A 23,545-nucleotide genomic window follows, 5' to 3' on the forward strand; every position below is an offset into this window, starting at 1 on the left:
ATTAACGTACTTTTTTAAAGCCCATATGCATTGCCGCAGCACCGCCACTGTATGCTTTGTACGTTACTTTTTCTAAATCTGCCTGTTCAAACATTGCCGCTAACTTTTTCATACCTGGGAAATCATTTGCTGATTCCTGTAACCAAGAATATTCTTTAAAGCTTTTCGCAAATATTTTACCAAATACCGGCATTATATATTTAAAATAAAAACGGAATAGCTGTCGATAGCCGGGAATTTCAGGTTGAGATGTTTCTAAACAAACAACCATTCCTCCAGGTTTTACAACACGATTCATTTCCTTTAAAACTTGTAAATAATCTGGTACATTGCGAAGCCCAAAACCAATTGTTACATAATCAAATGTATTATCTGGGAAAGGTAATTCCATAGCATTTCCATGTATTAATTCAATTTGTGGGTATGGCTTTACTTTTTGCTCGCCAACCTTCAGCATGTTTTTACTGAAGTCTACCCCTTTTACTTCTCCGCCTTCACCAACTGCCTCAGCTAAGGCAATTGTCCAATCTGCCGTACCACAGCAAACATCCAGTGCTTTCGCTCCAGGTTTTACTGCCATACGCTTCATCGTATCATTGCGCCAGCCAACATGCATTTGGAAGCTAATAACACCATTCATTTTGTCATAGCTTTGCGAAATACTTTCAAATACTTCGTGCACGTGCTCTTCTTTCGTTTTAGCCATTTTGAAAAACCTCTCTTATCCATTAGTAGAAGCAATGGATGCCTCTACACGTGCTTGTAGAACTTGTTTCACATCACCTTGTAAAAACGATGCATCTTCTATCACCTGTAACAGCTCTGTTTTTAATTGCACAATCTTGTCCTGTATGACGTTGACATAGGTCGCTCCGGCAGATCTCGCACTTTCTTCAAGAACCCTACTCATTAACGTTACTTGCCCACGTTGATATGTCGCCCATTCTCTTTCTAAACGCAAGATTAATAAGCTCTTCTCTACAAGTGGAATATAGTTTCCAAACGAATAGAGCTCAAAAAATTTTGAGATCAATCCCGATTCAATGTTAGTTATTGAGGCATACCATTGTTCGACTGATCGTTTTTCTGCCTCATATACTTTAATTTGGTGTTCACAACGTTCCACAATCCCTTGTGACAAACTTCTAATCAATTCGACATTTCCCGACATCGCTAAAATCTCATAATAACGACCACTATAAAAGTCTCCAGCTAAAACGGTTAGCTGCTGTTCTTTTGATGTGGCATCTAATTCTTTTATATGATCGTGAGCCGCTAAGGCTGCGTACACAATTCCAACAGTGATGGCAGCTTCTCTTTCCTCTTGCTGCCACTCCTCACCATTCAAAAAGGGAACTAACAAGTAAAATAATTGATTTTCATCGAGCACAGGCACCCCTGTGTATTTTTGCAAAGTTCTATGACGAACATCCATGAAAATCTCTGTTTTTAATTGTGCAATTGAATTTTGAATGTATGTTGCATTCATAGACCTTACTCCATTTCACTTTCAAATACGTTAGTCACTTCATGGATCTAACGCTTGCTTACTGAGTCATTATAGCACACGCGACGATTCGGAATAAAAAATTTTTGCTTATTCAACATGATAGACAGCAGAGCTTCCCCAATCAATTATGCCTTGGCAAATATGCGTCAGGAATCGGCTTTGTGCTTAGGCCTGCACGAGGGCCGACACGATGTCGGTCATTTCGGTTATGCCACAGAATGTGGCGTTTTTACTGGTGCAGGTCAAGTTAGCCGTTATCGCATGGATGCGATGATTTTACGCTAACATCCTCTAAGAACTTCTTTCTGATTCCGTGGCATCCGCCGGAGGCTTTAACTTCTGTAACTGCCGTAGTAAAAAACAATTGTAGCTGACGCTTTGCTTACGCTACAAAAGACATTTGCTGAAAGCAAGTTAAAAACAGTTTACACATTTAGCCGATTTATATGTGCCATCACTAATTTGCCATGAACATAAAACCATTTCTAAAGCACTTCTGAATGTAATTGCTCTTTATTACTTTTTCGCTTCGCTATTAATAACACCATGAGCTGTATGAATCTGTGCTTTCCCACGAATTTTCATGGCAGATGTATGTTCGGTAAATTGAGCAATCATAACTTCGCCTGCATCTAATTTTTCAGAATGATGGAACTTTGTATCTGTGCCTCGTGTTAAACCGATTACATGCACTCCATCTTCCTCTGCTTGAATAACAATATAATCTTGTGCCATTGTCTGTACACTCCTTAAATCCGACAAATTCTTTGTCCATCATAACATAATTAGACATGCAATTTAAGACATTTGAATAAATGATAAAACTTCTCTACGTTTTACTTCATCTTCTTCGTAAATACCACGTGCAACCGATGTCACAGTTTTAGATCCTGGCTTCTTAAGTCCACGCATAGTCATGCACATATGCTCCGCCTCAATTACTACATAAACACCTTTCGGAGAGAGCATTTCCATAATTGTCTCTGCCACTGAAGAAGTAATACGTTCTTGTAATTGCGGACGACGAGCAATCGTTTCTACTGCACGGCCTAATTTACTTAGTCCAGCAACAATGCCATCGTTTGGTATGTATGCGACATGAGCTTTTCCGTAAAAAGGCACTAGATGATGCTCACACATCGAATAAAACGGAATGTCCTTTACAAGTACTAATTCTTCATGGTCTTCATGAAACACTGTTTTAAAATAATCTTTTGCGTCTTCATGTAAGCCACTAAACATTTCTGCATACATTTTTGCTACACGTTTCGGTGTATCGAGTAAACCTTCACGATTTACATCTTCGCCTACCGCTTCTAATATCATTTTTACTGCTTCTTCTATTTTCAATAAATCAACATTCGACATCCGTAAAAACCCTCCTGCGTATCAATACATTACACATTTCCTTATGCATCGTAGCACATCCAAAAGGTAAGCGCAAAACGACTTACTTGATTCAAAAGAAATTCAACGCTATATGAGTAAAATTGCCATTTAACGCTTTCTAATTAGTAGTATGTTTTGTAAAATTTGGCTCGTCACAATAACGTCATGTTAATTTCCGTTCCGGGCAACAGGTGTTTTTTTATGCGAAGGATTATTACAAATGCGATGCTTTTAGCCTTCGTTCCTCTACTCGCTTGCGCTCTAGGGAAGCTGATTCCCTTAGAAGATGCCCTGTCTCCATTCCAAGCAACTAAATATATCTATAAATTTCAAAAAAATAGATCCCGACTTTCAGTGATAGGCCTAAATTGTGCATAGGATCTCTATATTGCTTACACTTACGTTTATGTCATCTTTCTATGTACCTTAACTTAGTTATCTATGCAACACCCGCAAAAAATAAGTTAAAAAGAGCAGCCTTCATGTTCGTTTACATGAAGACTGCTCTATGTAACTACCAGACGTGTATTATTTTACAGCATCTTTAAGCGCTTTACCTGGTTTGAAAGCAGGTACTTTGCTAGCAGCGATTTCGATTTCTTTACCAGTTTGTGGGTTACGACCTTTACGAGCCGCACGTTCACGTACTTCAAAGTTACCAAAACCAATTAATTGTACTTTGTCACCCTTTGCAAGAGCATCTTGAATTGTATCAAATACAGCTTCAACTGCTTTAGAAGCGTCTTTTTTAGAAAGACCTGCAGCTTCAGCAACAGAGTTTACTAATTCTGTTTTATTCACACCATTCACCTCCTCTCAAAGGGTCATGAACCAATTCTGTAAAAAGATTAACACATAGAAAACCGCTACGCAACTGTATTCATTCATGATTATAACCAAAAAATAAGTTTTTCACCCAAAAAACAAAAATATCAGGACTTTTCGCATAAGAACGAAAAGCCCTGTGATAATTTTTTGCGCTTTTTTTATTCATTTTATCACTACAAAATAAATGTAACTAACCCTCTATCGCCTTCGTTCACCATACGTTCAATTGTTTGTCGCATCCGTTTTTTAGCTGTATTTGGAACAGCATCCATTTTATAGCGTATTCCTTCTTTTAACACTTCATGTAGTGGAGTTCCAAAAAGCTGTGTGTTCCATAATGCATCACGATCATGTAGATAAGCATGATTTAAATCCTTAAGCAATTGTTGACTGTGGAATTCCGAGCCGATTAATGGCGCGAATTCTGAATCCATATCTACACGAATGATATGATATGATGGCGCTTTTGCCTTCATACGCACACCATAAAAATTATTTTGTTTAATGAGCTCTGGTGCTGTTGGTTCAAACTCCTGCATCATCGGCAATGTGACACCATAACCAGTCGAATCTGCTTCATTAATTGCACTTTTAAAGCGTTTTTGCGCCTCTTTTGCTTCTGCTGCCTCTTTAATAAATACTAGCCAATCTCGCTTCGTCTCAATTGGTTCTTCTAGCCATTCATTACATACCGACTTATATAGCTCACTTTGTAATGACACTCGAATAACTGCATTCCCAACACCAGCATCCACATGTACCACTTCACTTTGATCAATAAAATCAATGGCTTTAAAGGCATCTGATGCCTGCTGCACATCTCTAATTTTCATAATAGATGACAACACTTCTTCCATCGAATCAATTAGCGCAACATTCAATGGGTGTGTCGCATCTAAAACATCTAACCAATCTGGTTTCTCCACCTCAATTGTTCGAATTGGAAATTCAAATAATGCTTCTTGCAAAATATACTGAATATCAGATGCACGCATTTGATCAATCGAAGTGGCAATTACTGGGACATTATAGCGCTCAAATAACTCATTTCGAAGCTGTACGGTTTCCTCTCGAGCCGGCATTTGACAATTTAGTACAATAACAAAAGGTTTTCCAATATCCATTAATTGCTCTACAATTTCCTCTTCTGCCTTCTCTGCTGCACGACGACTTATACCATTAACTGTGCCATCTGTTGTTACAACAATCCCAATATTGGCATGGTCACGAATTACTTTATCTGTGCCTATTTTCGCCGCTTCTTGGAAAGGGATAGGCTCTGTATGCCAAGGTGTATGCACAAATTTTGGCCCATTTTCATCCTCATAGCCCTTTGTCCCTTCAATGATATAACCAACGCAATCGGCTAAACGAATTGAGAACGGCATTTCATCATCACCGACTGCAATACGTGTTGCTTGGGCAGGCACAAACTTCGGCTCAGCAGTCATAATGACTGGCCCCGGTGAGCTTTGTGGCAACTCGTCTTGTGCTCGCATTCTTTCTGTTTCATCCACAATATTTGGTAACACGACCGCTTCCATAACCTTTTTTACAAATGTTGATTTACCTACACGTACTGGACCGACAACACCAATATAAACATCGCCATTTGTGCGCTCTGCAATTTCTCTAAATACTGCTTCACTCAAGGTTTCTGCCTCCTTTATCTACGCTTTTTCACTATATGCGGGCGGATAGATAAATATGAAAAGCCCCTCACAAATGTAAGGAGCTTTTCGACTAATCTTTTTTAGTTTTAGATTCAGACTCTTGAATTGCTTTTTCTCTAGCTTTTTCTCTAGCTTTTTTTGCGTCACTATTATAGGCATCCATAGAATAAATTGGCTCACCATTTTCATCTACTGTATACGGTATAGAATAAGCTGGTACTACTGGATATTTATCGACAAGTAGCTGACGAATATCATCTCCAGGCTTTATAGAAGGTTTGTCTTCTTTTAGTAGTTGACCTAAGTCGATTGAATAGTCGACATGCATTTCGCCATCGCCTGTCATAAATATTGGTAATTCGGTACCAGAATAGGGGCTTTTCACAGTTACATCTGTTTTATAGCCCAATTCTTCAAAGTTAATTTGATATACATTATCAGAAGCTGCACCCTTTATCGGTAAATATTGGGTAGAAAGTTTACGAATATTAATTTCTCGAATTCGCTCTGCAGCATTTAAATCTACCAATTTTACTTTAGCTTCATTCTCAGGATCCCAAATAATATACTGGAAAATCCCACCCTTTTCATAGGCGTTCCCAGGAATTTGCGCAAGATATTTAGGCATTAATTTTTCAAAATCAATTAAATATTTTATATATATATCTGTATCTAGCTCGCTATTTTTAATTGGAACTAGTCCACCAGTTGCTTCACGATATTCATTAACCGCACGCTGAACCGCAGCTAATTGGTCAGCATCAGGCACTAATTTTGCCCTTTTTTCGTCTTCTGGATATGCACAACCTACTAGAAGTACAGCGGTTACTATTACCAAAAGAAAAGCACTTAGTTTTTTCATGTCACTTCCACCTCATCATTTTTATGCCGGCCATGTGGCAACAATTAGTACCATTAAAAATGTGCCAAGTCCAAACAGTATGTATGCAATTAAATTTACGATTGTACGTAAAAAAACGTTCGAAACTTTATTTCGAGCTAAATAAATTAAACCGATAGATATAATTAAAAAACCGATACAATAAAACGATACCCACATTACATCAAGCGCAGGCAAATGTGCTAACGGACCCATTTAAGACAACCACCTTTCTACAACGTCACGAAACAATCAAAGTATATTATACTATGCGCTTTCGCTAAAAAGAAATAGTTGTCCAGTAACTATCAATCAATTATACCTCGGCATACTTGCGTGACATCCGCCGGAGGCTTTGGACCAACATGATGTTGGTCACTCAGTCGTTGCCTCAGGACGTGGCGTTCTTAGACTGAGTTCCTCTATTTCAGCAGGTGGTTGGACACCCGCTGAAAAGAGTTTAAATCCGCATCATACCACCACCTATAGAGGTAAGAGACTTCTTCTGAAAGATGTTAAATGGACAACCTTTATAACTTTTTAGCATATTCAATTAAAAGCACAAAATAAGGCGTCTCAGCTATTCCCTGAGACACCTTATTTATGTCCATTTCATGACAAAACTAATCAAATAGATCAGGTATATTAATTAACCTTATTTATCCATTCCATTAATTTAGTACATCATGTCATCGACTTCTCGCTTTTTCATACGCATCATCAATGTATCAACCGCTATTTTAGGTTCGATATTATTAAATAGAACACTATAAAGCTCCGCTGTTATCGGCATAGCAACGTCATATTTCTTTGCTAGCTGATAGGCCGCTTTTGTTGTGCGTACCCCCTCAACAACCATGCCCATTTGGTCGAGTACCTCTGGTAGCTTCATGCCTTGCCCCAGTAAATTACCTGCGCGCCAATTACGAGAGTGTACACTTGTACATGTTACAATTAAGTCCCCCATGCCTGTAAGTCCTGAGAATGTGAATGGATTCCCTCCCATTTCAACACCAAGACGTGAAATTTCAGCTAAACCTCGAGTAATAAGTGCCGCTTTGGCATTATCACCATAATTTAAGCCGTCTGAAATACCTGCGGCTAATGCAATGACGTTTTTTAATGCGCCACCTATTTCTACGCCAATCACATCTTTGTTTGTGTAGACACGGAAATATTGGTTCATAAATAAATCCTGCACTTTTTCTGCAGCTTCAATGTTTGCACAAGCCGCTGTAACAGTTGTCGGGTGGTGTAAGACAACTTCCTCTGCATGACTTGGACCTGAAAGTACAACAACTTCTTCTACAAATTCTGCAGGTAGACTTTCTACTAAAATTTCCGAAATTCGTTTTAATGTATCGGGCTCAATTCCCTTCGATACATGCACAAACAGTATTTTTTTATCGAGTGTTGCTATCATTTTTTCACATACTTCTCGAATAGCCTTAGTAGGCACGGCTACGACAATTGTCTCCGAATGAGCAACTGCCTTAGCAATTTCACTTGTCGCATACAAATTTGTTGGCAGTACTGTTTCAGGTAAATACTTCCTATTCGTATGCAGGTTGTTAATTTCTTCAGCTTGATCTGTTCGATGAGTCCATAGAAGTGTATCATGCCCATTTTCTGCAAGTACCATCGCAAGTGCTGTCCCCCACGAACCTGCCCCTAACACACAAACTTTTTCCATTCAAAATCCTCCCTTGTTAAGAAAAGACAATTCACTCTTATTAGTTTCGAAAAATGCTAGAGAAAACTATACTTTCTTCTCTTGTAAAAAGACGCCACCCAACAAAATTGTCGGGCTGGCGTATTGTATGTGTATATTTTTCCTAAGCACGAGCTCGGGAAATTAATCGAATTGGCGTTCCTTCAAAATCAAATGTTTCTCGGATACGATTTTCTAAAAATCGTTCATAAGAGAAATGCATTAGCTCTGGTTCATTAACAAACACCACAAACGTCGGTGGCTGTATCGCAACTTGTGTAGCATAGTAGATACGAAGACGGCGTCCCTTATCAGCTGGTGCTGGGTTTCGTGCCACAGAATCCTCAATCACCTCATTAAGGATAGATGATTGAATACGCATTGCGTGGTTTTCACTTACACGTTGTATAATCGGTAAAATTTGATGTACACGCTGCTTTGTATTGGCTGATACAAAAATAATCGGTGCGTAGTCTAAGAATAAGAAATGCTCACGAATTTGGTGTGTAAAGACGTTCATTGTTTTTTCGTCTTTTTCAATGGCATCCCATTTATTAACTACAATAACAATAGCTTTTCCTGCTTCATGCGCATAGCCTGCAATTTTTTTATCTTGTTCTTGAATGCCTTCTTCTGCATTTAGAACGACTAAAACAACATCAGAGCGTTCAATTGCTCGTAACGCACGTAATACAGAATATTTCTCTGTCGTTTCGTATACTTTCCCTTTTTTACGCATACCTGCAGTATCTATAATGACATATTCCTGATCATCATACTCATAAGGCGTGTCAATAGCATCACGAGTAGTCCCCGCGATATTACTAACAATTACGCGGTCTTGGCCTAAAAAGGCATTTACTAATGAGGATTTCCCTACATTTGGTCGACCAATTAACGAGAATTTAATAACCTCGTCTCCATATTGCTCTTCATCTTCCTTAGGGAAATGTTGTGCACATTCGTCTAATAAATCCCCTAAGCCTAAGCCGTGAGAACCAGAAATTGGCCAAGGCTCACCAAAGCCAAGCGCATAGAAATCATAAATCATTTCGCGCATGTCTGGGTTATCAATTTTATTCACTGCTAAAACGACTGGTTTTTTTGTTTTGTATAAAATTTTAGCTACTTGCTCATCAGCGGCTGTTACACCTTCACGACCATTTGTCATAAAGATAATAACGTCCGCTTCATCAATGGCGATTTCTGCTTGTTGACGAATTTGCTCTAAAAACGGCTCGTCTCCAATCTCAATACCACCTGTATCAATAATATTAAAATCATGTGCTAACCACTCTGCCGAACTATAAATACGGTCGCGTGTAACGCCTGGAATATCTTCCACAATCGATACACGTTCTCCAACGATACGATTAAAAATCGTCGACTTACCTACGTTCGGACGACCTACGATGGCTACTACTGGTTTCGTCATCTGTACTTCATCCTTCCAACTTCTTGTCTTTCGCTATTATACACGAAAAATGCCATTATATCATATCATATCCATGAAGGTGCGTGCTATGTACCGTTCTTTCCATTTATTTAAGGATTTTTTTATCATTTCGGCTGTTCTATTTGAATGTTCAATGTGATGTGGTTATCTTCGAGTCTGATTTATTCTATCCGTTTTACTATAATTGTTCTTTCCATCGCTTTGGCTCTTCTAACCGTTTCAACCATAAAAAAGCGAGGACACAAACTGTATCCTCGCTTGTCAAGTTTATTTAAAGTTTTTCAGTTTATCGCCAATAACATCACCGAAAGAGAAGCCTGTGTTTTCTTCTGGTAATTCATAGTCGATTACTTCCTCTGCCTCAGGATTTTCAAGTAAATCTTTAATGCTTAATGCTAAGCGGCCATCTTCAGCATTTACGTCAAGCACTTTCACCTGTACCTCTTGTCCTTCTTTTAAAGCCTCATGTGGCGTGTTAATATGCTTATGCGCGATTTGCGAAATATGCACTAAACCTTCTACACCTGGGAAAACTTCCACAAACGCTCCGAAAGAAGTTAGACGTTTTACTTTTCCATCTAACACTGTACCTTTAGCTGCACGCTCTTCAATGTTCGACCAAGGACCAGGCATCGTATCTTTAATAGATAACGAAATACGCTCATTTGCTGGATCTACTGAAAGGACTTTTACCTTCACCTCTTGTCCTTCTGATAAAACCTCACTCACATCACCCACATGCTCATGAGACACTTGTGAAATATGAACAAGACCATCAATACCACCAAGGTCAATAAATGCACCAAATGATGCAATACGCTGTACTTTACCATCTAAAACGTCACCAGTTTTAATTTGGTTAATGACATTTTTCTTTTGAGAAGCTTTTTCAGCTTCCACTACAGCACGATGTGATAAGATCAAGCGATTTTTTTCTTTATCAAGCTCAACAATTTTAAAGTTAAGAGATTTACCTTTATAGTCTTCAAAATCATCAACAAAGTAGTCTTCTACTAGAGATGCTGGAACGAAGCCACGTACTCCTAAATCTACGACAAGACCACCCTTAACAATATCCTTCACTTCCGCTTCGAAAATTTCCTCAGCGTTGAATTGTTGCTCAAGTGTATCCCATGCTTTTAAAGCATCTACTTTACGTTTTGATAATACATAGTTTTCTTCTTCAACTTTTGTAATCATCAACTCCAACTCATCTCCGACAGAGATGACGTCAGACGCTTTTTCAATGTGTAAGCTTGATAATTCACTTATTGGTACAATACCGTCAAATGGTGCACCTGGGATTGAAACAGTTACCGCTTTTTCATCAACCTGCTCAGCAATACCTTTGACGATATCACCTTCGTTTAACGTTTGTTCTACATTGTTCATTTCTTCAGACATATGTAACCCTCCTTCGCATCTTCCCTTACTATTTTATTCGATATTGAAGCCAAAGACAAAAATAAATCCTTTAAATTTTAAAAATGTCTGAAATTTTAGGATTTATAGCATTTTTTCTTGCGCTAATTTTAAAATGGCTTGTGCAGCATCATCAATTGATAAGGCTGTCGTGTCTAAAAATATGGCATCTTCTGCTTGAATTAGTGGTGATGCTTCACGTTCGCTATCCATTTTATCGCGCAGGGCAATTTCTTCTTGAAGCTTTTCAACGGTAGATTCAATTCCTCGCTTTTGATTGTCAATAAAACGACGTCTTGCTCTCTCTTCTACAGTTGCAGACATAAATATTTTTAGTTCTGCATTCTTTAATACATGTGTAGCAATATCTCGCCCATCCATAACAACACCACCATTAGCCGCAAGTTTTTGTTGCTGTGTTACTAATAGTTCACGTATTTCAGCATGAGCCGCTACTTGTGAAACAGATGAGGTTACTTCATTTGATCGAATTTCAGCAGAAACATTCTTCCCATCTAAAAAGACAAGTTGTCCTTGAGAAGAAGGCTTTAATTCAATTGTGCTAGATGCTAGCATTTCTGCTAATTTTGTTTCATCATCTAAATGTATGTTTTGTTGCATTGCTTTATACGTGACAGCACGATACATAGCACCTGTGTCGATATAAGTAAATTCAAGTGCCTCTGCAACGATTTTTGCGATTGTGCTTTTCCCAGCACCAGCCGGTCCATCAATCGCAATTTGAATGTTTTTCTTCATATTTCCCCCTACTTTCTATCACACCATATTGTATCATAAAAAAGCCCTCTTCAAGGAGAGGGCTTTCTAAAATCAAATTACTACGCGAGTTGAAAGATGTGTAAACTCCCTGCAAAAATTCATAGATTTTCTCAATCATCAAAAGGATTTATTTCTTTACGACGATTCACTAACTGACGTTCAAAGCAGAAACGAACAATATGCTGTTGGTCTACATCATCAGTATCTGTTAGTTGTATAGTGGCAATTTTTTTGTCATCTTTTTCGAATATACGAACAACCAACGCATCCGTAATCACGTATTTAACATCCCCGTTGGCATATGGTAAAACGATCGTTAACCGAACCTCATCACCAGCTTGGAAAGAAATTGCCCCTTTCAAGATAACAGCCAAACCACCTGCGCTAACATCCGTTGTTACTAGCTGATATTTGTAATCCTTAAATTGTATCGCTACATCCACAGGCGTTTCCACACGTACATATTCACGACGCTGAATTTTGATAAAGTCATCTTCCTTTGGACAATGCAACATAATCATAGGAATATGACCAGCTTTACGTCCAATCACTTCAGTACTAAAAGCAAATGATTGTTTATCCTCCGTGCGAAAAGTTGCTCTAAATTCAGATCCATCTATTAAAAAAGCTGTTTTCTTTGTGGCAACATTTATTGGATAATCAATGTAAATAATATTTTCATTTTGTTCTACAACTTTACAGCGGAATTTTTCAACACTCTCTGTATAAGTTGGTTCAAGTTCTAATAGTGTACCAATTTTTATTTCCATGAGCATCTCCCCGAACACAAATATACTTTATTATCGCACGAGATACCCATTCTGGCTATATGAAAACTGGTAGTTTTTTCATGGGTTACGTTAAATATTCCACTTTTAAAACATTGTGATTTTCTGCGTCAATAACAATTCTGAACGTTTCTTGCGTGTTTTTATCACGAACCGCAATTACCTCATAACAAAGACGCTGTTCAAATTGACCATTATCTGTATAAATATTTCTTACTTCTTCTACTTTCACGTCGGGATCAAAGAAAGTTTTCCAATCAATTGGTTTTGCAGTTTGTGGTTTAATCGTCTCTTCTTGAATATATTCCATCGCATTTGCACCAAGTAACTCGCCTGTATCCTTAGCAAGCTTTAATTGCACCCCATCTGCATAAACCAATGCATTATCACCAGGGTGAACACGTGCAAAAGTCACATGCCATGCTTGATGGTTTTCACGAGTTTCCACAAATGCTACATCATTCATTCCAAGTCGTTTTACATATTCTTCAGCTTTTTTCATAATTTCATCTTGTGATAGCCTTGCTTCATCTACTGGACGTTCCACTAAATAGGATAGTAAATGCCCACCTTTTTCTGTTAGATCGACATATCCTAAACGAATACCTTGGTGGAATTGGATATGATAAAACGGATATGGTGCAGTATCGCTACTTTTCGTAACAGTAAATGTTGCATCTTTTATAATAGGGAATAATTGTTTTACTTTTTCCAATGCTTCTTTTTCAGTAATGACTGAATCCTGTAATGCTTGAAGATCTATTTTTTTCTGCCAATCTGATTCACTTAATGTTAGTGGGAAGTCTTTTTCGCCGTAATCCTTTAATGTCTTTTGTACATTATCAAATGTTGTATTTGGGTTCTTAGTATCTACTTGTCGTAACCAGACATCCATCTTGCCGTTATTTTTATAAAAATCTACTGTTGCAGCAGACCATTCATCTGAAAGTGATTGTAAATTTGTAGAGATTTTTGGCATTTTTTCTCGCCAAGCTTGGTAATCACCTGTTTTAGATGTTCTCTTTGCCTCATCTCCTAGGCGCCCTAAGTAACTTAACCAGTCGTTCGACATTTCCTGCCCGATAGGAATATTCGACATAGAAGATCGAACGTCAGAGCTCAGTCGCCAAACAGAATCTAACTCATTGTGAATGGCATTGTCATCCCTAAACAATAGAGATTGTGAAACAGATCTTTGTAGATGCGATAATTTCTCAGATGCATCCGTTAAATTATCCGTGTACTGAGCAAGCACAGTACGTTGTAAACTTGCATTTTTTCCGTGCATATTAATGCTATATGCCCCTAAGCCAATAACTGCCGCAGTGAGTATAACGAGCATAGTTCTCATTTTTTTCCTCCTTTCTTATGAACAGAAAATGTGTTCTCCAATTCGTTTAATTTGTGGTCGTGACCAAATCCACTTACTTGTAGCTGTTTTCGGATTAAAATAATAAAGTGCATTTTCTGAAGGATCCCAACCATTCATAGCATCAAGAACTGCTTCTTTTGCACGTTCATTTGGTTCAAGCCAAATTTGTCCATCTGCCACCGCAGTAAATGCTAGCGGTTGGAAAATAATACCTGAAATAGTATTCGGGAATTCAGGACTTTCCAAACGATTTAAAATAACGGCCGCTACTGCTACCTGACCTTCATAAGGCTCTCCTCGAGCTTCACCATAAACCGCATTCGCGATTAATTGTATATCTCTGTCAGTATATTTTGGAGGTACTTGAGTTTTAGTCCCATTATTATTACTACTTCCACTACTTTTACCTCCTCCTCCACCACCGCCAGTATTTGTTTTTACTTGCTGTTCAAGTGGAACACCACCATAATAGGTAAATTGATTTCCTGCATTTAATTGCGCCTTAACCCATCCTGCATCATAATCTGAATAACCTGATAAAGTTTTTTTAGTTTTGGCACCGGCAATTCCATCGACTGGTAAACCATATTTTTGTTGAAAATTTCGTAAAGCCCAATATGTGTTATAGCCAAATTTGCCATCAATTTTACTTTTATAAAATCCTAAGTATTGTAGCCTTGCTTGTAGCTCAATTACATCATCTCCATAAGCACCACGAGAAATCTGTTGCTCGGTAAATGCAATGGCGTCATTTTGCGGAATAGCAAATATACTAATCCCCAACATCAAAGCAAACATTATGCTTACTAAACGCACTATCATCACTCCTTTTTTTTTTAGCTTGAAACAAACGACTCATTTTATACATTCAAAAAATAGAAAAGCGCAGAAATCTTTTTTAGATTTCTGCGCTTTATATTTTTTTATGCATATGCAAATGTTGCACTAGGTGATAGTGAGCGAGCTTGACTTTTCGTAGCCCAAACCACCACAAAAATAGCATAAAAGGTATCATTAAATATACCCAATATCCTTTAAATGATAAAATTGTATTATATAAAATGTGTAATACTACCGGTGCACAAAGCGCCATAGCAATCATTTCTTTCGTCTTTGCAAACTTTGAAAACTTGGCACGTCCATAATAATAGCCCATTACAACACCGAACAAAGCATGACTTGATACAGGTAATAATGCACGCATAAATGCAGTATCCAAACCGAAAGAAAATAAATAAAGCACATTTTCAATCGTGGCAAAACCAAGAGATACGCTTGCACCATACAGTATGCCATCATAAGGATCATCGAATTCTACATGATTGTAGATTGCGATTAAAAGAACAAACCATTTAAAAAACTCTTCAACTACACTTGAAAAAACTACATCTTGTAGATAAAGATATCGAAAGACCCCTTCCTCTGTCAGAACATATTGTAAGAACAAGATTGGGAACGTTAAAAATGCGCCATACAAAAACGTTTGAAGTAAGGTTCTTCTTGGCTCCGTTGCCATCTGATTGCGCAAATAAAAGTAACTAAAAAGCGCTAGACCGGGAGCAATGGCAGCTGATAATAAAATGATCATGATGCCGGCCCCTTTCAAAAATCAATTTCATCTTGACATAATGATGTTAAGATCTTAAAATTCGTGACATCCTTCTGACTCTAGACCAACAATGTTTTTTGTACGAAGGTGAAGCGTCAGCCCCAAAATGTTGGTTAACTTTAGCATTTTCGCAGGATGTAAAATTTCATAGCCTACGTTTATCTTTTCCTGTCGGTTATTGGACAAAAATATCGTCTATGTCTTAGGCGGAAAACTTTCGTGACATTTTTCGACAAAAAACATCTATTGCATGAAGATAAACTGCTATTATTATACCATGTTATGACATAAAACTTTTTAAAAGGAGATATTATTTTATGAAAAAAACAATTTTATTAATTCATACAGGTGGAACAATTTCTATGGCGATGAGTGATGAAGGTGCCGTTATGCCTAACAAGGAAAATCCTCTAATGAAGGAAAGCAGCAAACTTGATGCACTTGCTACAATTATTGAAATGGAGGCATTTAACCTCCCATCACCACATATTACTCAAAAAGAAATGCTTAAATTACGTAACCTTATTATCGAAAAAGTTGCAGAGGAGAAAATTGATGGTGTTGTGATCACCCATGGAACTGATACATTAGAAGAAACAGCATACTTTTTAGAATTAACGACTGATTTATCAATTCCTATTGTATTAACAGGTGCCATGCGCTCCTCAAACGAACTTGGTGCAGACGGGGTTTATAATTTAGTAGAAGCCGTCCGTGTAGCTGTAGATGAAGAAGCTCGTGAGAAAGGTGTTCTTGTTGCCATGAATGACGAAGTCCACCTTGCTGTTAATACTACAAAAACAAGCACCAGTTCAGTAAATACCTTCCAGTCACCTCAATATGGCCCGATTGGACTTATTACAAAATCAAGAATATTATTCCATCATGCTCCTATTCGCCGCCAATATGTAGACATTGATGGATTATCAAAACGAGTAGCCATGCTAAAAGTGTACGCTGGCATGGAGGTTGACTTACTTGATGTAGTACTCGCATGTAAATATGATGGCGTTGTATTAGAAGGCCTTGGACAAGGCAACGTCCCTCCATCAGTTGTTAAAGGTATTGAAAGTCTCATAGAGCGCGGTATTCCAGTTATACTCGTATCCCGTTGTTTTAATGGTATCGCAGAAGGTGTCTACGGCTACGTTGGTGGTGGCAAAATGCTCGAAGACCTAGGAGCTATATTCGCAACCGGCATTAATGGTCAAAAAGCTCGATTAAAATTATTAATTGGGCTCAACAAAGTTGGAACTCCTATTGATTTAAAGGAATTTTTCATGTAAGGCTAGTGTATTCGAAATTCACTTTAGCTTATGCATCTATAATTTGATTATAATAATCCAAAATATTATGTAAATGATTGATTGCTATCTCAAAATCTGGCTGAAAAATAGACAGCTGCATGAAATTTCTTTGACGTAAGTATTGGCTATCCGCATGAACATAAAAAACATTTAGAATTAAATCGCTCTGTAGATTTGCCAAAGCCTTAGGAAGTTGTAAAGTGATTAGCATCGGATACTGTCTAGTTGCAACTTAATATTGCATGAATGGTAGCTGCAGCAATGTTTTAAAGCGTTGTTGTAGCTGTTCATATCTTTCTGGATATGCCTGTAGTGCTGCAACAAGCTAGGTGATAATGCCAGACCTATCCCTATAAAAGTTGCTACTCCTTTTCCTCCATTAAACTTAAGCCAAAACGGAAACATATGCCCAAGCATACCCAAACTAGCACCTAAAACTATTTCCCATTCCTCGAAACGCCATAAATTTCCTACACCAACAATGAGCGCACCTTTTAAAGAATCCCCTAAAAAGGTCCAAATAAAAGCACCTTTCCCAATCACACTACCAGCATTTCGAGCCCCTAGGTTTTTACTTCTTTCTTCCTGTAAGTTAACACCATATGCTTTTCCAACGACATACGTGTGCGTCTGATGAAACGCTTCGCTCTTCTACCCGTCACTTTGCCCTTCTATCCGTCGTTTCGCCCTTCTATCCGTCGCTCTGGCTCTTCTTTATCCGACGTTTTAAAAAAAGCTGTATAAGCAGCTTACTTGCCTATACAGCTCATATTACTATTTATCTTTTTCTACAATTGTCTTCGCAATACAATCGCCATGGAATCGGCCATTTTCAATAAAGATTTCATTGGCATTATTTCCAGCTGCAATAACTCCTGCAATGAATAATCCTTCTACATTTGTTTCCATAGTTTCTGGATTAAACAACGGACGAACCGTTTCATCATCAATAGAGACACCCATTGCTCGAATAAATGAATGATCTGGATGATAGCCTGTCATCGCAAAAACAAAATCATTTTTTAAAGTTTTCTCGCTACCATCTATTTCTACAACGACCTCATGCTCACGGATTTCAAGCACATTTGAATTGAAATGCATTTGGACTTCTCCATCTCGTACTAGTCCTTCAAATTCGGGTAAAACCCATGGCTTGATGCTAGGTGAATACTCACTATTACGATAGACAACAGTGACGCGAGCTCCAGCCTTATTCAACTCAAGTGCTGCATCCACTGCCGAATTTTTCCCACCTATTACAAGAACATCAGTATCAAAAAATTCATGTCCCTCTTTAAAGTAATGGTAGACTTTCGGTAATTTCTCACCTGGAATGTTTAAATAATTTGGATGGTCATAGTAGCCTGTTGCAATCACAACATAAGGTGTTGTATAAACCTCTTTATCTGTCGTAACTGTAAACATCGCTCCATTTTTTACAACGCTATTTACTTTCTCGAAACGATTTACTTGAATATCCTTCAAACGTACAACTTCTCGATAATAAACTAGTGCTTGGTTTCGCTTTGGTTTACGACCTTCAATAATAAAGGGCACATCGCCGATAGCTAGTCGTTCACTCGTACTAAAAAAAGTTTGATGTGTAGGGTAATTGTAAATCGCATTTACGATATTCCCTTTTTCAATGACAATTGGCTTTAATCCAATATTTTGCAAGGCTATTGCTGCTGCTAAACCACATGGGCCTCCGCCAACAATAATTGCATCTACTTGCTGCATTTCTTGACACTCCTATCAACTTTGTATTAGCAATTTGCTAATACTTTACTTTTAACTTCTTTCAGCAATTATTTTCTGTAACGTAAGTGAAACGGCAGTTACAAAAGTCTCTTGTACCGAAAGCGTAGCGGCAGGTACAGAAGTCTCCCACCTCTATAGATGGTGAGATGAATGCGGGTTTAAGTTACTTTTCAGCAGGTGTCCAAACATCCGTTAAAAAGAGGAACTCAGTCTAAGAACGCCACGTCCTGTGGCAACGACTGAGTGACCAACATCTTGCTGTTGTTGCTGACGCTTCGCTTTCGCACAGATAAAACCTTTTGCTGACGCTACGTTAGCACTACGCTTTCGCGCAAAAAACATCTGTTGCTGACGCTACGCTTTCGCACAGAAAAACATTTGTTGGCCCAAAGCCTCCGGCGGATGTCACGGAAACCGGAAAGGAGTTCTTAGGGGATGTTAGCCTAAAATCATCGCATCCGTGCGATAACGGCTAACTGACCTGCATCGGTAAAAACGCCACGTCCTGTGGCATTACCGAAATGACCGACATCGTGTCGGCCCTCATGCAGGCCTATGCACAAAGCCGATTCCGGACGCAATTATGCCGAGGCATAATTGATTAATCAGGCTTTTACCGAATAAATCCTTATCGCTTCCATTATACGCCTTCTAACGAATTTTGGTTGTTTATTTATCCGAAACTTCAATGTCAATAATATGACACTGTGGTCTCGCACCAAGTCGGAAAGGTAATAATGTAGTACCATAGCCGTTGCTTACTAACGTCATCACACCTTCACGCTCACGATATGAGCCTTTAGGATGCACCCCATATGGGCCAATTCTAATTTGACCACCGTGTAAATGCCCACCCATCATTAAATCTGCTCTAAATTTTGCACGGACCTCTGCAAAAACACCAGGGTTATGTGAGATGAAAACAACTAAGTCTTTCTCTTCTACCTTTGCAAATGCTTCATCAAATCTACTTTTCATTATAGATGTGTCTTCAATTGCATTAAGCCAAAAGCGGTTTTTTTTAGGTAGTAATACAGCATCATTGGCAATAATCTGAACACCATGGTCCTGTAAAATACTTCGAAATCGCTCTTCACCTACTTCTCTGTCATTATTACCCCATACAAAATAAGTTGGTCCTAGAGTCGTTAATAATTTAAGGTTGTCATGAATGCGTTGAATAGGTGTACGTCCATCTGCAAAATCTCCACCAATAATAATAGCATCAAATGGACCATCTAACTGCTCAATCATCTGGCGATTAATTTTGCGTAAATGGGTATCCGAAATAAAAAATAGTCGGATTTTTTCCTGTTCACCCTTTAATAGCAATTGATGATGTAAAACATTATTTTCATGTGCCACCTTCAACATATAAAGCATGGACGCGATGACTACTAAAATAAATAGTCCAAAATAAATCATTCGTTCACTTCTCCTTACGAAAGCAAAAAGACGATTCATTTAAAAGAAGAATCGCCTTTTCACCAAATCAGACGTACGCCTCAACCCTATTTGGTGTTAACGTTTGTCCATTATTTTATACTAGAAAAACATCATTGCCAAAGAATGACACCTGTTTTCTTATGGTAACTTAATAACTTGTCCAACCGATAGAGTATTTGTAGACATACCGTTTGCTGCACGGATTTTCGCTAGTGTTGCTTCACTGCCATCACCGTAGTGATTCAATGCAATACGATATAGATTTTCATTCGCTTTTACAGTATGGGTACTTGATTTTGCAGATTGTTTTGCTTCTTCTGCTTTTCGTGCTTCCTCAGCATTTCGTGCTTGTTCAGCTTTTCTAGCCGCATCTGCTTGTCTAGCCGCTTCGGCTTGTGCTCTTCTAGCTTCCTCTGCCTTCTTAGCTGCTTCGGATTGTCTAGCTTCCTCTGCCTGTTTGGCTGCTTCGGCTTTTTTCGCTTCCTCTGCTGCCTTCTGTTCAGCTGCTAATTTCTCAGCGTCTTTCTTAGACGCTTCTTTTGCTTTGTCGGCTTTACCTGCTTTATCGCCTTCTTTGTTTTTGTCTGTTGACACAGGTACAGTTTTATCCCCTGACTTGTCAAATTCTACAATTTGCTCCGTAGAATTTTTTTCAGCCTCTTCAATTGTTGATCCGGGTTCATAGAATTTTAAGAAATAGATTAATATTGATAATGGAATTAAGATAAAAATTACAAAAAGAATCGTCATTAATGGCGTTTTTCGTTTTGTATTTTTTGGCTTTTTATTATTACTTCCATTTTTATTCATTCTTGCAACTCTAGATAAAGCTTGCTGTTCTTTTTGTTCATCTTCAAAAGATTGACGATGTTCTTCGATTTTATCGCGATAATCTTCTTTACTCATTCGCCTTTCCTCCAACCTCACTACGCATTCTATCATTCTATTATGACTAATTTTGCGAAAAAAGTAAATGACCGTCAGTTATAGTCTAAAAAGGGCATATCACCATAACGTGGAGTTGATTTCCGTTCAGACTGGGCACTTTCCCGGAGGAGTACAGTCTTCACTGCAATCAACTTATATATGGCATACGTTTTAACAAATGTCATCCACAACTTTTGGTGATGAGCCTCTAAACACCCTTTAAGAGTTGCTTTAAGCGACTTTTCCATGGGATCATTTCTATTTTCTTCTCTACCGTCAAGCGTATCTTATTGATTTCATCATAATGGATTCCACAATTTTCACAACAGTTTTCTGGTTTTTTCAGCAATTTTTGCCCAAAATACCCGACTAGCTGTGTCCGAATACAGTCTTTTGTCTGGGTAATTATATGCATTTTATCGACAGCACGATATTTTTCCAGTGCCAAATGATTTAAACGCACTTTAACTTGTTCCATCGTTTCTTGTTGCAGCCAGTAATCAAGCACACGAAAAGCGGTCTCACTCAGCTCTCCATTTTTCAACATTTGTGAAGGGTGTACTTGTTGATTTAGTAGTTCTTGATAACGATCCACATGACCAGCTGTTGGCAAATCGCCTGTTACAACAAATTTCGCAAGTTCCTCGTCACCATCACTATATAGTAAAATGGCGAGCGCTGATTGACCATCACGCCCTGCACGGCCAATTTCCTGCATGTAATTTTCTACATTAGAAGGCATCGTTTCGTGGATGACCTGACGAATATCTGACTTATTGATACCCATTCCAAAAGCATTCGTTGCCACAATCCAGTCGAGTTCCCCGTCAATAAACTGTTGCTGAATAAACTGACGGTCCTCAGCACCATAGCCTGCATGATAAGCTGCTGCTCGGATACCTGCCTGTATAAGCGCCTCACTATATTGTTCAGCACGCTTCCGCGAAGACATATATAATATACCCGGTCCTGCGGTCTCCTTAACATGCTGCATAATCCAATGTGCTTTATCTGCCCTATCCTCAAATACAACACGCCCAAGATGAATATTAGGCCGATCCACATTGTACAAAAACTCAAACGGTGTATCTAGCGACAATGTATCTCGTATATCATTGACTACTTTATTCGTCGCAGTCGCTGATAAAGCTAAAACCGGTGGACGATTTACTTGTGAAAACCATTGTCTAATTCGTAAATAATCTGGTCTAAAATCAAAGCCCCACTGTGAAATACAATGTGCCTCGTCCACAACGATAAGACCAAGCTGCATTTGTGAAAGCTTGTCTTGAACCTGTTGCTGTAAAAGCATCTCTGGTGACGTAAAGATAAAGCGAAACTGCTCTAAAAAATGTAACACATAGCGTTTTTCACTTATTGTTAAAAAAGAATTTAAGGCAACTACCCTCTTTTCACCAAAGCGTTTTAGCTCCTCTACCTGATCCTGCATGAGAGATAGCAAAGGAGAAACAATTAAAACCGGCTTCTGTAAGATATATCCTGGTAGCTGGTAACAAAGTGATTTCCCCATTCCAGTTGGTAATAAAGCAATAACATCTTTTTCCTCCATAATTGCTTCGATGACCTCTTTTTGACCTGGACGAAATGTTGTATAGCCAAAATACTTTGCTAACGTTTGTTCAAGTTCCATTTATACTTCCCCTTTCGCGAGGACAAGCCTTAACTGGAAATAACTCATACCTTCAACTACCTCATGCAATGTTTTCAATTTTTTAGTTTGATAGTATTTCGATGCCTGCCAAACTTTTTCCGCTTCTTCATAAGAGACGAATGGACCAATCGAAAAGTTCGGTTCATTCATGGCTAATTCTACCAAATGATCCTCAATTGTACTTTGTTTTAATTTCCTTATTTGCACAATTTGTTCAATTGAATAGCCCTGCTCATATAAATGTGCTGTTTGCTGCGCTGAATCGGTTAATAATGCTTTTACTCTTAACCCCTCTGCCATTTTACCAAGCAGCGGATAATCATTTGTCTGATGAACTTCATTTAATAAAGTATGTAGCAATTCTATAAACGCTAATTGACAATCTAAAACTGTTTCCTGACGTTGACTAGCAAGCTGCTGCCACGTCCATCCTGGTAAACTATGACCGCTCAACCGATAGAGGACGAGCTGCTTGCTGGCATCTGACACTGGTAACACAGAAAGCAACTGTTCACATTCCTCCAATAATTGTTGCTGTAAATGCCCATCTTGATAGTGATGCTCGAATAAAAATGATCGAACCCAGGACTGAATATTCGTATCTCTACTAATAGGAGAAAATGAACGAATCCCATCATTTTGATAAGATAAACTTTGAACAATTAACGAGAACCTTGCAAAAAATACATGCTCATTTCCCCTATAGTGCCATCCGTCAAATAAAAAGTCAGGCGACTGCTCTGCTCGCTGTAAACCTAGCTCTTTCATGGAATAGTGACCAGATTCTTGCATTATTAACCAACTATACTGCAAAAATGAAGTTACGGCTTCATCAAATGTCTTCCGAGGTAACTTAGGTAATAGCCCGAAATAATTATGTAACTGAAATAGGCCAATGTCTTGAATAGTCTGACCTGAGCGCTTTCCTCTTAGTACATGATAAGCAGCTGAAATAGTTCGTTCGTTATTTAGTTTTTGAAAGATTTGCAATAAAATTTGATGAAACATAGACGC

The 23,545-nt window shown here is 38.3% G+C and carries 26 protein-coding genes and 1 pseudogene; 3 read left to right on the forward strand and 24 right to left on the reverse strand.

What is annotated here, in order from left to right:
* Position 1 precedes the first annotated feature (1 nt).
* Together ACQKMI_RS06535 and ACQKMI_RS06540 are read right to left on the reverse strand one after the other, a co-directional pair.
* Positions 2-706: a demethylmenaquinone methyltransferase gene (locus ACQKMI_RS06535; protein WP_427487831.1), complete on the reverse strand. Its 705-nt coding sequence runs from the start codon at positions 704-706 to the stop codon at positions 2-4.
* A 15-nt stretch (positions 707-721) separates the two neighbouring features.
* Positions 722-1,489, reverse strand: coding sequence for a heptaprenyl diphosphate synthase component 1 (locus tag ACQKMI_RS06540; protein WP_427487832.1), 768 nt, complete (start codon positions 1,487-1,489; stop codon positions 722-724).
* Between the two features lie 180 nt (positions 1,490-1,669).
* Here ACQKMI_RS06540 and ACQKMI_RS06545 point away from each other — a divergent pair, with 180 nt between their 5' ends.
* On the forward strand, positions 1,670-1,795 hold the full coding sequence (locus ACQKMI_RS06545; RefSeq protein WP_427487833.1) for a hypothetical protein: 126 nt from the start codon (positions 1,670-1,672) through the stop codon (positions 1,793-1,795).
* A 231-nt stretch (positions 1,796-2,026) separates the two neighbouring features.
* Here the strand turns inward: ACQKMI_RS06545 and mtrB are convergent, their stop codons facing one another.
* The 6 genes from mtrB to ACQKMI_RS06575 form a co-directional block, all read right to left on the reverse strand.
* Positions 2,027-2,245: a trp RNA-binding attenuation protein MtrB gene (gene mtrB, locus ACQKMI_RS06550; RefSeq protein ID WP_049666799.1), complete on the reverse strand. Its 219-nt coding sequence runs from the start codon at positions 2,243-2,245 to the stop codon at positions 2,027-2,029.
* Between the two features lie 63 nt (positions 2,246-2,308).
* Positions 2,309-2,878: a GTP cyclohydrolase I FolE gene (folE, locus tag ACQKMI_RS06555; protein WP_079559906.1), complete on the reverse strand. Its 570-nt coding sequence runs from the start codon at positions 2,876-2,878 to the stop codon at positions 2,309-2,311.
* A gap of 549 nt (positions 2,879-3,427) precedes the next feature.
* Entirely contained in the window at positions 3,428-3,700 is a 273-nt protein-coding gene (locus tag ACQKMI_RS06560; RefSeq protein WP_004232618.1) for an HU family DNA-binding protein, read from the reverse strand.
* Between the two features lie 200 nt (positions 3,701-3,900).
* Positions 3,901-5,379 carry a stage IV sporulation protein A gene (gene spoIVA, locus ACQKMI_RS06565; RefSeq protein ID WP_427487834.1) on the reverse strand — a complete coding sequence of 493 codons (1,479 nt, stop codon included), beginning with the start codon at positions 5,377-5,379 and terminating at the stop codon, positions 3,901-3,903.
* A gap of 91 nt (positions 5,380-5,470) precedes the next feature.
* Positions 5,471-6,262, reverse strand: coding sequence for a hypothetical protein (locus ACQKMI_RS06570; protein WP_427487835.1), 792 nt, complete (start codon positions 6,260-6,262; stop codon positions 5,471-5,473).
* 21 nt (positions 6,263-6,283) lie between these two features.
* Positions 6,284-6,496 carry a DUF2768 domain-containing protein gene (locus ACQKMI_RS06575; protein WP_323649306.1) on the reverse strand — a complete coding sequence of 71 codons (213 nt, stop codon included), beginning with the start codon at positions 6,494-6,496 and terminating at the stop codon, positions 6,284-6,286.
* Between the two features lie 139 nt (positions 6,497-6,635).
* On the opposite strand from ACQKMI_RS06575, the gene ACQKMI_RS06580 reads away from it, so the two are divergent.
* Positions 6,636-6,824, forward strand: coding sequence for a hypothetical protein (locus tag ACQKMI_RS06580; protein WP_427487836.1), 189 nt, complete (start codon positions 6,636-6,638; stop codon positions 6,822-6,824).
* A 132-nt stretch (positions 6,825-6,956) separates the two neighbouring features.
* On the opposite strand, the gene ACQKMI_RS06585 is transcribed toward ACQKMI_RS06580, so the two are convergent.
* The 8 genes from ACQKMI_RS06585 to prsW form a co-directional block, all read right to left on the reverse strand.
* On the reverse strand, positions 6,957-7,973 hold the full coding sequence (locus tag ACQKMI_RS06585; RefSeq protein ID WP_427487837.1) for an NAD(P)H-dependent glycerol-3-phosphate dehydrogenase: 1,017 nt from the start codon (positions 7,971-7,973) through the stop codon (positions 6,957-6,959).
* A gap of 142 nt (positions 7,974-8,115) precedes the next feature.
* The gene (gene der, locus ACQKMI_RS06590; RefSeq protein WP_427487838.1) at positions 8,116-9,426 is read right to left on the reverse strand and encodes a ribosome biogenesis GTPase Der; all 1,311 of its coding nucleotides are present in this window, start codon (positions 9,424-9,426) and stop codon (positions 8,116-8,118) included.
* Between the two features lie 288 nt (positions 9,427-9,714).
* On the reverse strand, positions 9,715-10,851 hold the full coding sequence (gene rpsA / locus ACQKMI_RS06595; protein WP_323649312.1) for a 30S ribosomal protein S1: 1,137 nt from the start codon (positions 10,849-10,851) through the stop codon (positions 9,715-9,717).
* Between the two features lie 102 nt (positions 10,852-10,953).
* Positions 10,954-11,628, reverse strand: a complete 675-nt coding sequence (gene cmk, locus ACQKMI_RS06600; protein WP_323649314.1) for a (d)CMP kinase — start codon at positions 11,626-11,628, stop codon at positions 10,954-10,956.
* A 131-nt stretch (positions 11,629-11,759) separates the two neighbouring features.
* On the reverse strand, positions 11,760-12,419 hold the full coding sequence (locus ACQKMI_RS06605) for a flagellar brake protein (RefSeq protein WP_427487839.1): 660 nt from the start codon (positions 12,417-12,419) through the stop codon (positions 11,760-11,762).
* 85 nt (positions 12,420-12,504) lie between these two features.
* Positions 12,505-13,788, reverse strand: a complete 1,284-nt coding sequence (locus ACQKMI_RS06610; protein ID WP_427487840.1) for a PepSY1/2 domain-containing protein — start codon at positions 13,786-13,788, stop codon at positions 12,505-12,507.
* A gap of 15 nt (positions 13,789-13,803) precedes the next feature.
* On the reverse strand, positions 13,804-14,625 hold the full coding sequence (gene sleB, locus ACQKMI_RS06615; protein WP_427487841.1) for a spore cortex-lytic enzyme: 822 nt from the start codon (positions 14,623-14,625) through the stop codon (positions 13,804-13,806).
* Between the two features lie 97 nt (positions 14,626-14,722).
* A complete protein-coding gene (prsW, locus tag ACQKMI_RS06620; RefSeq protein WP_427487842.1) occupies positions 14,723-15,397 on the reverse strand; it encodes a glutamic-type intramembrane protease PrsW in 675 nt (224 codons plus the stop codon).
* Positions 15,398-15,735: 338 nt separating this feature from the next.
* Between prsW and ACQKMI_RS06625 the strand changes: the two genes are divergently transcribed.
* The gene (locus ACQKMI_RS06625; RefSeq protein WP_323649323.1) at positions 15,736-16,704 is read left to right on the forward strand and encodes an asparaginase; all 969 of its coding nucleotides are present in this window, start codon (positions 15,736-15,738) and stop codon (positions 16,702-16,704) included.
* A 28-nt stretch (positions 16,705-16,732) separates the two neighbouring features.
* On the opposite strand, the gene ACQKMI_RS06630 is transcribed toward ACQKMI_RS06625, so the two are convergent.
* The 8 genes and pseudogenes from ACQKMI_RS06630 to ACQKMI_RS06665 all read right to left on the reverse strand — a co-directional run bounded on the left by ACQKMI_RS06630 (position 16,733) and on the right by ACQKMI_RS06665 (position 23,539).
* Positions 16,733-16,906 carry a hypothetical protein gene (locus ACQKMI_RS06630; RefSeq protein ID WP_427487843.1) on the reverse strand — a complete coding sequence of 58 codons (174 nt, stop codon included), beginning with the start codon at positions 16,904-16,906 and terminating at the stop codon, positions 16,733-16,735.
* Positions 16,907-16,929: 23 nt separating this feature from the next.
* Positions 16,930-17,334 (reverse strand): annotated as a pseudogene (locus ACQKMI_RS06635) (glycerol-3-phosphate acyltransferase); the annotation flags it as partial.
* 165 nt (positions 17,335-17,499) lie between these two features.
* Complete coding sequence (locus ACQKMI_RS06640) at positions 17,500-18,465, reverse strand: YpdA family putative bacillithiol disulfide reductase (protein WP_427487844.1); 966 nt, start codon at positions 18,463-18,465, stop codon at positions 17,500-17,502.
* Between the two features lie 213 nt (positions 18,466-18,678).
* Complete coding sequence (locus tag ACQKMI_RS06645) at positions 18,679-18,828, reverse strand: hypothetical protein (RefSeq protein ID WP_427487845.1); 150 nt, start codon at positions 18,826-18,828, stop codon at positions 18,679-18,681.
* Positions 18,829-19,155: 327 nt separating this feature from the next.
* Positions 19,156-19,911 carry a metallophosphoesterase gene (locus tag ACQKMI_RS06650; RefSeq protein WP_427487846.1) on the reverse strand — a complete coding sequence of 252 codons (756 nt, stop codon included), beginning with the start codon at positions 19,909-19,911 and terminating at the stop codon, positions 19,156-19,158.
* Between the two features lie 159 nt (positions 19,912-20,070).
* Positions 20,071-20,838 (reverse strand): LysM peptidoglycan-binding domain-containing protein, encoded by a 768-nt coding sequence (locus ACQKMI_RS06655; RefSeq protein ID WP_427487847.1) that lies wholly within the window; start codon positions 20,836-20,838, stop codon positions 20,071-20,073.
* A gap of 229 nt (positions 20,839-21,067) precedes the next feature.
* Positions 21,068-22,510 (reverse strand): RecQ family ATP-dependent DNA helicase, encoded by a 1,443-nt coding sequence (locus tag ACQKMI_RS06660; protein WP_427487848.1) that lies wholly within the window; start codon positions 22,508-22,510, stop codon positions 21,068-21,070.
* The gene (locus ACQKMI_RS06665; RefSeq protein WP_427487849.1) at positions 22,511-23,539 is read right to left on the reverse strand and encodes a helix-turn-helix domain-containing protein; all 1,029 of its coding nucleotides are present in this window, start codon (positions 23,537-23,539) and stop codon (positions 22,511-22,513) included.
* Positions 23,540-23,545: the final 6 nt, after the last annotated feature.

It is taken from the genome of Lysinibacillus sp. NPDC097214, from assembly GCF_050277945.1.
GTDB classification, from domain to species: Bacteria; Bacillota; Bacilli; order Bacillales_A; family Planococcaceae; genus Lysinibacillus; species Lysinibacillus xylanilyticus_B.

Bases quoted from the DNA above. Each gene is read 5' to 3' on its own strand.
- ACQKMI_RS06540 (WP_427487832.1), bottom strand. From the start codon at position 1,489: ATGAATGCAACATACATTCAAAATTCAATTGCACAATTAAAAACAGAG.
- rpsA (WP_323649312.1), bottom strand. From the start codon at position 10,851: ATGTCTGAAGAAATGAACAATGTAGAACAAACGTTAAACGAAGGTGAT.
- ACQKMI_RS06535 (WP_427487831.1), bottom strand. From the start codon at position 706: ATGGCTAAAACGAAAGAAGAGCACGTGCACGAAGTATTTGAAAGTATT.
- ACQKMI_RS06570 (WP_427487835.1), bottom strand. From the start codon at position 6,262: ATGAAAAAACTAAGTGCTTTTCTTTTGGTAATAGTAACCGCTGTACTT.
- prsW (WP_427487842.1), bottom strand. From the start codon at position 15,397: ATGATCATTTTATTATCAGCTGCCATTGCTCCCGGTCTAGCGCTTTTT.
- ACQKMI_RS06665 (WP_427487849.1), bottom strand. From the start codon at position 23,539: ATGTTTCATCAAATTTTATTGCAAATCTTTCAAAAACTAAATAACGAA.
- folE (WP_079559906.1), bottom strand. From the start codon at position 2,878: ATGTCGAATGTTGATTTATTGAAAATAGAAGAAGCAGTAAAAATGATA.
- ACQKMI_RS06610 (WP_427487840.1), bottom strand. From the start codon at position 13,788: ATGAGAACTATGCTCGTTATACTCACTGCGGCAGTTATTGGCTTAGGG.
- ACQKMI_RS06645 (WP_427487845.1), bottom strand. From the start codon at position 18,828: ATGTTTTTTGCGCGAAAGCGTAGTGCTAACGTAGCGTCAGCAAAAGGT.
- ACQKMI_RS06625 (WP_323649323.1), top strand. From the start codon at position 15,736: ATGAAAAAAACAATTTTATTAATTCATACAGGTGGAACAATTTCTATG.
- mtrB (WP_049666799.1), bottom strand. From the start codon at position 2,245: ATGGCACAAGATTATATTGTTATTCAAGCAGAGGAAGATGGAGTGCAT.
- ACQKMI_RS06640 (WP_427487844.1), bottom strand. From the start codon at position 18,465: ATGCAGCAAGTAGATGCAATTATTGTTGGCGGAGGCCCATGTGGTTTA.
- ACQKMI_RS06585 (WP_427487837.1), bottom strand. From the start codon at position 7,973: ATGGAAAAAGTTTGTGTGTTAGGGGCAGGTTCGTGGGGGACAGCACTT.
- ACQKMI_RS06575 (WP_323649306.1), bottom strand. From the start codon at position 6,496: ATGGGTCCGTTAGCACATTTGCCTGCGCTTGATGTAATGTGGGTATCG.
- ACQKMI_RS06650 (WP_427487846.1), bottom strand. From the start codon at position 19,911: ATGATTTATTTTGGACTATTTATTTTAGTAGTCATCGCGTCCATGCTT.
- der (WP_427487838.1), bottom strand. From the start codon at position 9,426: ATGACGAAACCAGTAGTAGCCATCGTAGGTCGTCCGAACGTAGGTAAG.
- ACQKMI_RS06655 (WP_427487847.1), bottom strand. From the start codon at position 20,838: ATGAGTAAAGAAGATTATCGCGATAAAATCGAAGAACATCGTCAATCT.
- cmk (WP_323649314.1), bottom strand. From the start codon at position 11,628: ATGAAGAAAAACATTCAAATTGCGATTGATGGACCGGCTGGTGCTGGG.
- ACQKMI_RS06660 (WP_427487848.1), bottom strand. From the start codon at position 22,510: ATGGAACTTGAACAAACGTTAGCAAAGTATTTTGGCTATACAACATTT.
- ACQKMI_RS06605 (WP_427487839.1), bottom strand. From the start codon at position 12,419: ATGGAAATAAAAATTGGTACACTATTAGAACTTGAACCAACTTATACA.